At 37.2% G+C, this 14,169-nt stretch carries 8 protein-coding genes; 4 read left to right on the top strand and 4 right to left on the bottom strand.

The window, feature by feature from the left end; genetic code table 11:
- Positions 1 to 35: 35 nt before the first annotated feature.
- Complete coding sequence (locus AsAng_RS06795; RefSeq protein WP_264792042.1) at positions 36 to 3,026, bottom strand: glycoside hydrolase family 3 N-terminal domain-containing protein; 2,991 nt, start codon at positions 3,024 to 3,026, stop codon at positions 36 to 38.
- A 564-nt stretch (positions 3,027 to 3,590) separates the two neighbouring features.
- Here AsAng_RS06795 and AsAng_RS06790 point away from each other — a divergent pair.
- The 3 genes from AsAng_RS06790 (at position 3,591) to AsAng_RS06780 (ending at position 7,873) form a co-directional block, all read left to right on the top strand.
- Entirely contained in the window at positions 3,591 to 4,466 is an 876-nt protein-coding gene (locus tag AsAng_RS06790; protein ID WP_264792041.1) for a hypothetical protein, read from the top strand.
- A 313-nt stretch (positions 4,467 to 4,779) separates the two neighbouring features.
- Positions 4,780 to 6,117: a T9SS type A sorting domain-containing protein gene (locus AsAng_RS06785; protein ID WP_264792040.1), complete on the top strand. Its 1,338-nt coding sequence runs from the start codon at positions 4,780 to 4,782 to the stop codon at positions 6,115 to 6,117.
- Between the two features lie 403 nt (positions 6,118 to 6,520).
- On the top strand, positions 6,521 to 7,873 hold the full coding sequence (locus AsAng_RS06780) for a T9SS type A sorting domain-containing protein (protein ID WP_264792039.1): 1,353 nt from the start codon (positions 6,521 to 6,523) through the stop codon (positions 7,871 to 7,873).
- A 110-nt stretch (positions 7,874 to 7,983) separates the two neighbouring features.
- Here the strand turns inward: AsAng_RS06780 and AsAng_RS06775 are convergent, their stop codons facing one another.
- From AsAng_RS06775 to recD2, 3 genes are all read right to left on the bottom strand, one after another.
- A complete protein-coding gene (locus tag AsAng_RS06775; protein ID WP_264792038.1) occupies positions 7,984 to 8,868 on the bottom strand; it encodes an SH3 domain-containing protein in 885 nt (294 codons plus the stop codon).
- 101 nt (positions 8,869 to 8,969) lie between these two features.
- Positions 8,970 to 9,539, bottom strand: coding sequence for a hypothetical protein (locus AsAng_RS06770; RefSeq protein ID WP_264792037.1), 570 nt, complete (start codon positions 9,537 to 9,539; stop codon positions 8,970 to 8,972).
- Positions 9,540 to 9,569: 30 nt separating this feature from the next.
- Positions 9,570 to 11,840, bottom strand: a complete 2,271-nt coding sequence (recD2, locus tag AsAng_RS06765; protein WP_264792036.1) for an SF1B family DNA helicase RecD2 — start codon at positions 11,838 to 11,840, stop codon at positions 9,570 to 9,572.
- A gap of 390 nt (positions 11,841 to 12,230) precedes the next feature.
- Between recD2 and AsAng_RS06760 the strand changes: the two genes are divergently transcribed.
- Entirely contained in the window at positions 12,231 to 14,156 is a 1,926-nt protein-coding gene (locus AsAng_RS06760; RefSeq protein ID WP_264792035.1) for a tetratricopeptide repeat-containing sensor histidine kinase, read from the top strand.
- Positions 14,157 to 14,169: the final 13 nt, after the last annotated feature.

The following is a 14,169-nucleotide window of genomic DNA, read 5'->3' as shown; positions in this document are numbered from 1 at the left end:
ACCTTTTTTTTTAAATTTAATGTAGATGCAAGTAGTTATTTCAGAATGGCATCGTAAACCACCTCCTGCATTCGAGAGCGAATATCACGACGAATCAAAGTCATATTTTCTCCAGAAGGAAATGTTCTGTTTGATAAAAACAAATACACGATTTTATTTTTAGGATCTCCCCAAGCACCTATTCCCGTAAAGCCTTGATGCCCGAAGGTTAGGTCAGATGCTTGATAAGCAACATTAATAGAAGTTTTTGGCTTTGGGCTTTCTTCCTTTCTATCAAATCCTAAACCTCGTCTAGATTGATTGCTAAATTTTGCTGTAAATTTTTTCACAGTGGCTTCCTTCAAATAACGCTTTCCATTATACTCCCCTCCATTAACCAGCATTTGGAAAATAGCCGCTAAATCCTGCGCATTGGAAAACAATCCTGCATGCCCTGAAATACCATCCAACATGGCAGCCCCCATATCGTGTACATCTCCTTGAACAACTTGGTATCTAAAATATTGATCGTCCTCTGTAGGAATCACCAAATCTTTTGGCGTGCCCTTTCTCAAAGGATTAAACGTAGTAGAAGTTAATCCCATTGGGCGATAAAACGTCTCACTGGCATAATCGTCAATAGTTTTACCTGTCACTTGTTTTATCAACCTAGAAAAAAGATAAAATCCTAAATCACTATATTTATAATTTCGTTGAGAACGCAAATCTTGCTCATAAATCCGCTGCCAAATGGCAGAGTCTGTCTTACTCGCAGCAAAATAAAGATTTTCAGCTACTCGAACCTGATAATCGGGCTGTTGTTCTGTAGCATAATAACGCCCCATAATTGGCTTTTTGTTGTCGTCTAAGGTTTTGGTATAAAAAGGAATCCAAGGTTTTAGCCCTGCTCGATGCAAGAGTACATCCTTGATCGTCATCCTAGATTTATTGGTTCCTCTTAACTCTGGCAAATAAAAACTCAAAGGTTGGTTAATATCTAGTTTTCCTTCATCCACCAAACGCATGATAGAGATGGTCGTAGCCGCTACTTTAGTAACCGAAGCCAAATCGTAAACATTCTCTAACTTCACACGCTTTTTGCGTCGATAGGTATAGTGACCATAGGTTCTATGAAATGCGATTTGTCCATCTTTGACCACCAATACTTGGCAGCCAGGAGCCGCTTTTTGCTGAATCATTTCAGCAGCAATGTGATCGATTCTTGATAACGTCTTAGAGCTAAGCCCCACAGATTCTGGGCTAGCAGCATACATCATTTTTTGTACTTCGGTATCTTTTCCCATGCCATACTGAAACTGAGGCGATGCAGAAACAGGCAAACGCCCCCTAAATGGCAAAGCACCTGCAACAGCCCTCGCAGTTAATTTTTGAGTTAACGATTCGTCATTAAAAGCCACTACGGCAGCCTGTGCCGTTGGAAAATTCTTAAGTGCATAAGGCGTTCCAAAATTGACCACCAAAACCTTTGTTCTGGCACTCAATGCACGAACGGCACTTTGAATGCCCTGTGCGACTCCAAAATTGTTTTTAATGTTTTTTCCAATATTATGAACCGCAACAATCACCACATCTTTTTTTGCCAATTGCTGGATTCTGTTTTGGGCAACCTTATTTCTGGCAAAATGATGATGTTTGATTCCATACCGAGATAGTTCTTTGGTAAAATCTGTTTCTCTTTTTCCTGTTCCTACCGTTATACAAGCTACGTGTTTTTTGCCCAAAGGGAGAATAGAATTTTTATCAATCAAAGTCAGTGCTTGGCTGACCATTTCTTGTTTTAACGCTTTATTTTCTTGAACATTTAAGCGACTCGCAACATTATTTGCATTAACAGGCTTGTAGTTATTTAATCCTAATTCAAATTTAGCCCGCAAAATTTTCCGCACTCGGCGATCAATTTCTTCCCAGCTAATCAATTTTTTGTCAACGGCCTCGTAAATTCGTTTCTTAGCGTTGGGAATGTCTTGTGTTACCAAAAGAATGTCATTTCCTGCCAACAATGCTTTTAAATCTGTTTCCCCATCCTTAAAATGCTTGGTTACCCCTTTCATATTGAGAGCATCCGTAAAAATCAAGCCTTTAAAGCCCAATTTTTCCTTGAGTAATCCAGTTACAGCGGGTTTAGAAAGTGTGATCGGCAAATTAGGCGTAGAATCTAAGGCAGGAATATGCAAATGAGCGACCATAACGCTTTGTACTCCATGTTGTGCTAAATTTTTGAAAGGATAAAGCTCAATACTATCTAGGCGTTTCATGTCGTGATAAATAACAGGCAGATCTTTGTGCGAATCTACATCTGTATCTCCATGACCTGGGAAATGCTTGGCGCAAGCCATTATCCCATGATCTTGTAAACCACTAATGTATTGAAATGATTTTGCGGTGACATTTTCTCGGTTTTCGCCAAACGAACGATCTCCAATTACAGGATTAGCAGGGTTATTATTAACATCTACCACAGGTGCGAAATTCACATGAATTCCCATGGCTTTGCACTCTTTTGCAACCGCCTTTCCAAAATCATAGATCAAAGCATTGTTTTGTATTGCTCCCATTAACAACTGACGAGGAAATTTGACCGCAGCACTTACTCGCATGTTCGTTCCCCATTCGGCATCCATTGCCATCATCAAAGGGACTTTTGAACGCTTTTGGTAGCGGTTGGTCAATAGTGCAATTCTATCTTGATGCCCTCTAAAAAATATTATTCCTCCAATTTTATGGCTATCAATAGCATGTAAAATTTTTCTTTCGTCACTCGCTCCTTTGGGGGGATAAGCTCCCACCATAAACAACTGTCCCAAACGAGCATTTTTATCCATTTTGCTCATTTCCTGATTAACCCAAGCTTCTGCTGCTTTGCGATGTTCTTCTGCTAATAAACGAGCTGCTGCTTCTGCTTTTGCAATAGAATCCTGTGTTATTTTTTGTCGGGCTAATAAGGCCCTGTTGGGGCGGTCCGACTGGCACATCAAAAAACTAGTTAATATAATTGTAAGAATCGTAATGCTTATTTTCGGGGTCATCCGTTTTTTTATTTAAATTATGATTTGCCACTTCATCATTACTTCGTAAAAATGCGGTCTAACTAATGATTAGCATCGCATAAAAAGATAGCATTTGTTCTAGGATTGAACCATCCCAAACAAGCACTACTTAGCCATCACGAAGTTAGCTTCTTTCTAGGACAAAAATTAAATTGGTCTACAAACACCTTAATTGCTTACAAATTGTCGTCTCCGTTTTGGTGATTTGCCAACTCAAAACCAATTAGGTTTCAAATGAGCAAATCATCAACGCTAAGAAAGTCTATTGTAGTTGTAAAACTTCTCAAGGTTTTTTTGGTTCTTTAGCCTTTTTATGTACTAAAGAATTGTCAGCGAATCAATTGGTAATTATTCTTATTTTTTTAATTGATCCATGATGTAATAATATAAGTTTTCCAACGCAAATTTTCATAGAAATAAACAGAATTTTTAAAAAGATTGAGAATTCGGTGATAACCTTTTTTTATTTGGCGAATAATTGAATGTATTACTTTACTCGGTCATTCTATTTCTGTCCAATTGGTTACTAAAAATAAGACGATTATGAAAATACTTCCTAACATCTCCTATTTCTTTATTTTGTTTTTTGTTTTTGGAATCACCGAAAATAATTACAGCCAAAACAGGCACACAAGACCCCGTTTCTTAAAAAAACACAAAAAATCTATTTTGGATAATTTGCCTACTTTTTTTGTAGACGATTCTAGGCTGCCTCTATATATGAAACAAATTTACAAAAGAGATGCCGCACGAATCTCTATCCGACTATTAAATAAAGAGTTGCGAATTTCTCAACAAACGGTACAGATCCCTGAAGAATTGGTTCAAGCTATTTACAATGCCATGGTAGCAGTAAGAACCAGTAATTACAGCGCTGTTGATACAATGGTCAACCAGTATTATATTCGAACTTTTCCTGTCCCCAATGTAGAAAAAATTATCCTAATTGCAGAACATGATGCCCCTTGGTTAAAACCGTTAAAACATCGGGAAGATACCACAGGAAATAGCCAAATTAATGCCATTATTAGAGCCCATGATTTAAGCATTTCTAAATTAGTCCATATAGATGAAGAGCGAGTTGCCTTGGTTTTACAGTCTAGAACGCCTATCAATATTCCCGCCTTAATGATGCGTTTCTTTGTAGAAAAGGGAATTGGCTCCATAGAAGAAGTGTTGCCTTATGGTGATGGCAATGATATACACATTGAACGAACCAAAAAAGGTTGGGAACTGGTCTATAGTTTAAAATTTGGCAATTGTAGTTTTCAATGTCAAAAATACCACAACTGGTCTTATAGTATCCAAGAAGATGGTGCTGTGAGTTATAATGGTAGCTCAGGATATACCATCCCTCCTTGGATTACCAAAAGTAGAGAAGGCAACAAATACCCTGACGTATTGGTAAGTAAACGATAATTAATGCCCTCCTTTCATCCCAATCCCCCCCAACTTAAGCTAAATCCAATTCCTTTCCAGCCTTTAAGTAAGTAAAATAGCCACCTTCGGGTGGCTATTCTTTTTTCAGCCTACTCATCTCCCCAAAACTAACAACAACCCAAAACACTGACTTACATTCCATTAAAAATAAAATTATTACAAATATTATTTACAAATCAATTATAATTTATTTTTTTTCTTACCTTTACAAAAACAAGCATACCCTCCTCATTCCCAACCTTATAGAGCAGGGTTGCTCATTATTAATTACCTCACTATTAAAACCATTTTTATGAAACCAATTCACATTTTCTTGGTTGCTCTATTCATTATAGCATCAAGTACTTCTACAACTGCTCAAAATTATGCTGGTGACTTTGGGTGGGTAGGAACAAACACCAATACCAGTAGCACAACCGTTACGGCCTGTGGAACTCAGAATTTTATTCAACTCTCTTCTAGTCCAGCCACTCACACATTAAATGGAACAAGTGCTAGGCTTCCAATTACCACAAGTGATACAACATCCGCTATTACCATTAGGCTTCGATTTTCGCAACCTGTCTGTAATTTAAGGATAAAAGTAAACGATTTAGATTATGGTTCTGCTACTACGCCTGCTGCTGAGACAATGACCACTAGCCCGATGTTTGCGAGTATTGCGCCTTCTATTAGCCCAGCAGGTCCCCTATTCAACAATGTTGGAGGAACCTTGACACCTCCTGTTGGTGTTAACAACACCTTGGGCTGGGTAGAATTTGGTCCAACTCCTATCAGTTCTGTGACCTTAACCTACAACAGAATAACAGGCTACCATGCGTTTTTAGATTCTCTAACTTACGATTGCTGCAGAAACTGTATTTGTGATGACAAGCACATTCAGTTAGCTGGAACTTCTAGCATTCCAAACTCAGGGATAACTTCTGCAACGGTTAGCATTAGTTCTTCAGGGGTTCCTATTTCAAGACTAAATGTATCCATTCCTTACTATAAATCTTTAGCGGATACAGAATGTATCAAGTGTGACCCTGCTAATATTTCTATGTATGGTAAAATCACTAACTTACCTACTATTGCAGGGGTAACACCGACATTTACGGGACCAACTGCTAGTGGCTCTGCGGAGATCGTCTACGAATTTAGTACACCAACGGTTATTGCTCACAGTATTACATTAAACCTAAGATTCCCTCCAACCTTAGCGCTTAAGTGTTGTCCAAATAAGGTTAACTACTGCATTAAATTAGGATTAATCGATAAGGATTGTAAAATCTGTGAAAAGCTATTGTGCTTAAATAACATCAGTTCTACAGGATTAGGTGTCACGCCTAAAAAAGCAACTTCTACCATCATTGAAGATAATGCAAAAGCGAGATTAGATGGTGTACCGAGCCCTTCTGCGAAACTATTAATTACCCCAAATCCTGCCATGTCTACCTTAACCGTAACCCTTCCTAATGAAAAGGAAGCGAATCTAGATATTTTAGACCTAAATGGGAAAAATATACAATCCCAAAAGGTGTCTTCAACTACTGTAAGTTTAAATATTTCTACCCTAAGTCAAGGTACTTATATTTTAAAATACACCTCAGGATCAACTATTATCAATGAAAAATTTGTCAAAAAATAGGTTGATGAATCAACTTGCTTACAACAACTAAAAAATGAAGAGTCATTCCTAAAAAGGGATGGCTCTTTTGCATTTATTACGAATAAGGGCTTGTAGTTAACGAATAATCATCTAACAATTACGAATATTAATTTTGAATTATATTTCATTTCCCCAGTCTTATCTTTAAAGAGAAATAGCAAGTCACCCCTTTTTTATTTTTATTCCCGACTTGCCAAGTACTATTTTTATTAAAACTAACGGAGTACAAGGCAAACTAAGCATGACACGAGGAATCACTAACTAAAGTTATTGATCTGCCCCAATATAGACAGCATTAGACATTAAACTTATCGTTCTAGGTAGATTCATGCTTTAAATGGTTCATTCCTATTTTTGCCCCGTACTTTGTAAAACCAATTTTATGAAATCAATTCAAATCTTTTTGGCTGCTCTATTTCTAATGGCAGCAAGTATTTCTGTAAATGCCCAAGGTTATGCCAATAGTTTTGGCTGGGTAGCCACCAATAGCAACAGCAGTAGCACAGGAGCGGCTGCCTGTGGTATTCAAAATGTTATTGAGTTAACTTCTAACCCATCTACGCATTCTCTCTCTGGGACGAGTGCCCTTTTTCCATCTAGTACGGGTACTGATCCAACAACAACCGTTACGATTACCCTTAATTTTTTACACCCTGTCTGTAACCTAAAGCTAAAGGTAAATGACTTGGATTATGGTCCAACCTCTACCCCTCCTACGGAAACAATGACAACTAGCCCTATGTTTACAAGCATATCCCCCTCTATTAGCCCCGCAGGTCCAATGTTTAATAACGTAGCTGGAACATTGACACCTCCCTTCGGAGTTAACAACACCTTGGGCTGGGTAGAATTTGGTCCAACCCCTTTAACCACAGTAACCCTAACTTATAACAGAACGGTTGGTTATGGTATTTTCTTGGATTCGATCTTATACGATTGCTGTGACAATTGTATTTGTGACAACAAAGATCTCAAACTAATTGGAGCTAGTTCTTCAATTCCCAGTTCAGGGGCTACCTCTGTTGATGTTAATGTAAACTCGGCAGGTGTTCCACTTTCAAAACTAAATGTATCCATCCCTTATTACGAGTCATCAGCGAATTCTGAATGCATCAAATGTGATCCTGCTAATATTTCTAAGTATGGAAAAATCACCAACTTGCCTATAATCGCAGGAGTAACACCAACATTTACAGGACCAAGCACTAGTGGTTCCGCAGAGATTGTCTATGAATTCCCTGTACCAACAGTTGTCAATCAAACGATTTCCTTAGATTTACAATTCCCTCCTACCTTAGAATTGACTTGTTGCCCCAATAGTGTGGATTATTGTGTTAAATTAGGATTAATTGACAAGGAATGTAAAATCTGTGAAAAATTATTGTGTTTGCCAGCAGGTGCCGCAGGCTCTAGCTCTGGATCAAGTAGCACTTCTAAGAAAGCAACTTCGACAGTGGATCAAGACAATGCAAAAGCAAGATTAGATGGAGAGCTAGAACCGTCAAATCAATTGCAAATTACTCCAAATCCCGCTACCTCAACTTTAAATGTGCGTTTACCAAACAATGCTGAGGCCAGCCTAGAAGTTTTAGACCTTAATGGTAAAAATATTCAGTCTAAAACGGTTTCGACTACTTCTGTTAGTTTAAATATTTCTACCCTAAGTCAAGGTACTTATATTTTGAAATATACTTCGGGAAACACCGTCATCAATGAAAAGTTTGTAAAAAAATAAGTTGGACGATTGGTTTATTTAGGTGTACATTGGAAGCTGCTAGAAATTCTAGCAGCTTCTTTTTTTTGATAACAGATTACAAACGGATTCGTTGGCTCTTGTTCTACTCACTAATCTGTGCTTTTGTCCGCTAAAACCTTAGTTTGTTTTAAGCTACTCCCCGTCCAAATATATGCTACCTTTTTATGGCTTTCTACAATGTCTTTTTCCTTGTCGATATCGTACCAACCTTCCTGCTGGTCTCTAATAATTTGCCCCGCAACGCCACCTTTATCAGCAGGAAAAATCAAATCATCCGTTGCATAATAAGGGACATCACTACCAGGATAAAGCGTGACTACTTTGTGTAAAACATTTCCATCCCAAAAAATTACGGTATTACCATTAAACCCTGCACACCTTTCTTGGCTTTCGTTAAATTCGAGTACATCTTGTATTTTTTTCAAGCCTCTATCTCCATAATTTCCAAAACCATGGAAAATTTCTAAAAAACCTGACGTTTCGAATTCTAGCTTTGCTAGTTCTTGGTTCGCCCGACAAGCTCGAACTTGTAACTTCAACCGATACTTGGGATAAGTTTCATTGCTTTGTTTTTTGTAAGATGCGATGCCATACAAAAAATGTATCGTTTTATCTTTAGTCGATTGAACCCTTCCTTCCGCAATCAAGCCACCCCAAACATAGCCTTTTTTTTCAATGCCCTGATCTTCAAACAAGACCTTATACCAATTGGTCTCAAAGCCATTTAATCGAAGTAAATAACTGGATCGCCTCACAATAGTTACCGCTGTTCCTATACCCAAGTTAGCAATAATAGCTCCTTCCGTAGAAGCTTTATCCCTTATATTGACTCGATCTGCCAACAAATAAGCAACCTGTCCATTTTCAAATTGATGGTAAGTATCTCTTCCTTCTGCATAATCAATCGCCTCCTCTTGTCCCAAAAGAAGAACGGGTATCCATAAAATAAATAAAAATAACGTTCTTGTTTTCATTATACTGATTTTAGGAATGAAAAAATTCACCTATTTTACAATTTAGTGCGTTGCTCTTGAACTTAAAAAGTCGTGCCAAAGCATTCTGTAAAAGAATAAGCTTAGAAACGGAAAAATCCAACTAACCAAAGATAAACAAGGATTACCACCACTAAAAATACCCAAATAAAGACTTTTGTTAAGCCTATTTTTGAATTTTGTTTAGCGTTTTGCGTTCTTAATTTTTGCTTGAAGTTTCTTATTTCTTCTTCGCTAAATTCAATTTGTTGCTCTTTCAGAATTTGTTTCGCTAACACTAAGCTAAGGTCCTTCATTCGTTCGGAAGCCAACGCTTGCACCAAAAGATTCGGAGGTAAACCTCTTAAAAATCGCTCTTCTGCTTCTGCAAAATCACCCAATATTTTAGGGTATTTTTCTCTTATCTTGTCCGCTGTCGTCTGGGCAGCCTTAGGCAATAGCACGACCCAAGCATCATAAATTCCGCTGGTTTCTACAAAATCGATAATTCGGATGGCATCTTTATAAGCATAGTAATAACGCCATTCTAAAACTACCTCTACGCCTTCATCCTTCATTAGCTGTCGGAACCATTCTGGATCCGCAGTTTCTGACAAGAGTAAATAGGGCTCTAATGTTGCACCTTCTAATTTATCTACAAGTTCATTATCCATATAATAATTAGCTGTATTGTTAATTCATAATTATAGCAGCTTCTCTGCCGAAGTTCCAAAGTTATCTTCCACCCATTTGGAATAGTTTTCTGTTCCCAACATAGGTACAATTTGTATCACAGGTAAGCCCTTTCCCTCTTGCTCCAACTTAGCCACTAAGCCCGTATAACGCTTATGAGCTTTGTTGTTGCGAATTGCAGCACTAACAGCCTCTTTGGTTCCTACCAAAATCACCAATTGTTTGCCCCTTGTGATCCCTGTATACAATAAATTTCTAAATAAGAGCCGATTATACGATTCGTGTATAGGCATTATAATACAAGGGCTCTCACTCCCTTGATACTTATGTACCGATACCGCATAGGCTAAGTCCAATTCCAACAATTCAGAAAATTCATACTCAATGTCCTTCCCCTCAAACTCTACAATCAACAACTTATCTACTTCCGATATTTTTTTGATGTAGCCTATATCACCATTTGAAACCCCTTTGTCATAATTATTTCTAATTTGTATTACTTTGTCGCCCTCTACCAATTTACGGGGTCCCACCCCTGTTTCCTCATTTTTTTTCTTTGGGTTCAGACTCAATTGTAGAACTCTATTAAATTCTATGCTCCCAATTTTTCCTTTATTCATAGGGCATAGCAATTGAATATCTCTTAATTTATGAAATTGGTAAGCTTTTGGCAAACGACGATCAATCAATCCCAAAACATGCTGAATAATTCGTTCGGGTTGTCGTTCTGTAATAAAGAAAAAATCACTGCTTTTGTCGGTGGTTATGGTTGGAAAAATGCCTTGATTAATTCTGTGAGCATTTAATACAATTTGTGAGTTAATTGCCTGTCTAAAAATTTCCTTCAATCGAGTCACAGGCACCCGCTTACTCAATATCAAATCATTTAATACATTTCCCGCACCAACACTAGGCAACTGGTCTACATCTCCCACCAAAATCACCTTACAATTGCTAGGAATTGCTTTTAAGAGGGCACTCATCAAAAAGGCATCGATCATACTAGCCTCATCAATAATAATCACCTCACAGTCTAGTTGATCGTATTTATTTTTTCGAAAATAATGGCTTACAAAATCAAAGGTCAGTAAGCTGTGTATGGTAGAAGCTTCCCGTTTAGTAATTTCGCTCAATCGCTTCGCTGCTCGTCCCGTTGGTGCCGCCAACAAGATAGAAGAAGTAGACGCCAAACAAATGTCTAAAACCACTTTGGTAATGGTACTCTTTCCCGTTCCTGGTCCCCCTGTAATGATATGGATTTTTTCCTCTAGGCTCTTTTCTACTGCTTTTTCTTGTTCTACGGCTAGTGTGATGCCATATTTTTTGCTCGATTGTTCAATTGCTTCTTCCCAATCGGAATGGACAAAAACATCATCAAACAACTGTAATCGGAATATTTCAGCAGCAATGTCCTTTTCGTAATCATAGTGTATCTTGGACCAAACAAATGTTTGAGGTATTCCACTGGCATTGTTTAGTAGTTGGAGTAAAATTCTTCCTTTTTCGGCTAAAGCGTGAATCGCTTTGTTAACGGATTCATAAGCAACGCCCAATAACATAGCCGCCTCCTTTACGAGTTCCTCTAACGGATAACAACTATGCCCCATTTTTGCCATTTGCTCCAAGCTGTATTCTATTCCAGAAGCGATGCGACTATCGGCATCAATTTCAATTCCCATTTTCTGGGCAATAGCATCTGATTTTTTGAATCCAATTCCGTCTATTTCAGTAGAAAGGCGATAAGGATTGTCCTTTACTTTTTCAATACTTTCTTGCCCATACACTTTAAAAATGCGCTGCGCATAAGCAGGGGAAATACCATAATTTTGAAGAAAAATCATCACCTGACGGATGTCTTTTTGTTTGATCCAAGAAGATTGAATTCGCTCCAATTTCTTTTTGCCAATTCCCTCTACCTCCAATAAGCGATGTGGGGCAATGTCAAAAATTTCTAAGGTATTTTCACCAAAATGATCGACAATTCTTTTGGCAAAAACTTCTCCAATTCCCGCTACAGAACCAGAGGACAAATATTGTTCAATGCCTCTAGTAGTAGAAGGAATATTTACATTAAAAAGTGTGACTACAAATTGCTTACCAAAACGTTTATCATTGCGCCAATTTCCCTCACAAACAAGCGTTTCACCGATTTGAATGCCCATCATGCTCCCTACAATAGTTATAACCCTTGCCGTTTCTTTCTCCAACAATTTGCCTACTGTATACCCATTTTCTTCATTTCTATAAATAATATGTTCTAAGCTTCCCTCTATTTTTTCCATGGTACAATTTATAATAAAAACCTGCTAGAAGCAAATTAATTCACGTTTGTATCTATACACCTCATCTACAATTTTCGTTAATATATATAATTTCATTAAAAAATATGGTTCTTTGATAGCCCGTAGGCTCACGCAGTAACCACGCAGTAGCAGCGAAGCTAATCATGTGGAATATAAAACAGCCCAGTTCTCCTATTACTACTTTTGTTATAAGTTATAGGTCGTAAGTCCTGTGTTTAGTCTCTGTTAATACAGGACTTACGACTTACTATCTATAATTTTCTTCTAAACTACATAGTAGCAGCGAAGCTAAAAGTAGTAGGAAGCTTACCCTTTGTTCGTGTTACCAACTTACATCTATTTAATTCATTCGCCTCTAAAAAAACACCAATGAATACATTTAGTCCTACAAAAGGTATTTACCTTCTCTATTGTTTTTTATTTTTTTCTACCATTAATTATGGTCAACCACAAAGTCAAATAGATAGCTTGGAAAAGCTATTATCAAGCACAAAAGATACAGAGGAGCAATCAAAACTATTGTATAACCTTGCTCAAAAGTATCTGTATGCTCACCCAACAAAAGCCATTCAATATACTCAACAATCTTTATCCCTCCTCTCTAAAGAAGCTTATAATAAGCTAGGTTATCGGTATAATCTTTTGGCTAGTGCGAATGCTCACTTAGCTAATTTTTCTATTGCGCTAACGTATATTGATAGCGCTATGTATTTTTTTGAAAAAGAACAATTTGAATTAGGAATTGCTAGTGTTTATATCAACAAAGGGGCGATTTACTCTCAACAAAATGACTATGTAAGTGCCGCTGAATGTTATTACAAAAGCTTAGATATTAACAAGGAGTTAAAAGATTCATCTAATATTTCTAAAATATTAAACAACCTATCTATTGTCAATTTAGTACTGGGAGATGCAGCAAAGGCGGTAGAGAATGTCAAAGAAGCACTTGCCATTAATAAAAAGATGAATGATCCTTTTGACGTGGCTTCCAGCACCTATAATGTAGGAATTGTTTATTCCAATACCGAAGAATTGGATTCTGCCATTCTTTACCTTGAAGAAGCCCAACGCTTTTTCTTAAAAGAGAATGATGTTGACCATCTTATAGGGGTCTATTCTACCAAAACTTCTGTTTATGAAATGCAAGGCAAAATCGACCTCGCCTTACAAAACATGAATCAAGCCATTGATTTAGCAAAGCAAAGTAAATCCAAAGAGAGCCTTATGCGCTTACACCAAGATCGAGCGTTTCTTTTGTTCAATACTCAAAAATATACTCAAAGCTTATTTTTTTATGCCGAGCTTCTAGAACTAGCAAAACAACAAGAAAGTTTACATTATCAATACGAAGCATTAACGGGTTTGATGAGGACATCTAGGGGGCTTAAAAAATTTGAGGATGCGCTCAATTATTTCATAGAAGCTTTTAACATCAAAAATGATATGCTGAGTACTCAAAAGCAACAACAAATCAGAGAGTTGAGTATCAAATATGAAACCGAAAAAAAAGAACAAGAGAATAGTTTATTGGCGCAAGAAAAAGAGCTTGAAACACTAAGAGCAGATAGAAATCGGCAATTGGTCTATCTTTCTTTTTTGGCAATTACCTTAATCTTGGTGATTTCCTTTTTGTTAATGCGTCAATACAAAATCAATGCGCAACACCTGACCAATCAACTCAAACATCGTTTGCTCCGCAATCAGATGAACCCGCATTTTATTTTTAATTCTTTGGTTGCCATCCAAAATTATGTCTATCAAAAAGAGCCCCTTCAAGCAGGAGAATATTTAGCTTCTTTTGCCACTCTGATTCGAACCATTCTCGAAAATTCTATGGAGGAATATATCTCGTTAGAAAAAGAAATTCAGTGGCTCAATAATTATTTTAAATTGCAATTGCTGCGCTTTGATAATAGTTTTGAATACAACATTCAGGTCGATGAGGCTATTGATCTAGAAAATATGTTGATTCCTCCTATGTTGACACAGCCTTTTATTGAAAATGCCTTGGAGCACGGTCTAAAAAACATTAATTACAGAGGCAAAATCTCAGTAAACATCACCATCAAGGATCAAATTCTACATATCGAGGTCAAGGATAATGGCATTGGGCTAGAAAATAGTTTAGCTTCATCTTCTGTTAAGACTCACAAATCATTAGCGGTTAAAATCACCAAGGATCGTTTGCATTTCTTGAACAAAAAGCGAGGAAATAAAATCTATTTTGATATGAAAGGGCTAGAAAATAAAGGAACTTTAGTATCTTTTTCCCTTCCTCTCGTTTATAAATACTAAAATCCCTCTCAAG

Origin of the sequence: Aureispira anguillae, from assembly GCF_026000115.1 — a bacterium.
In the GTDB taxonomy this organism is placed as follows: Bacteria; Bacteroidota; Bacteroidia; order Chitinophagales; family Saprospiraceae; genus Aureispira; species Aureispira anguillae.
The sequence above is the reverse complement of the archived record's forward strand: the minus strand, read 5'-3'. Positions and strand labels throughout refer to the sequence as shown.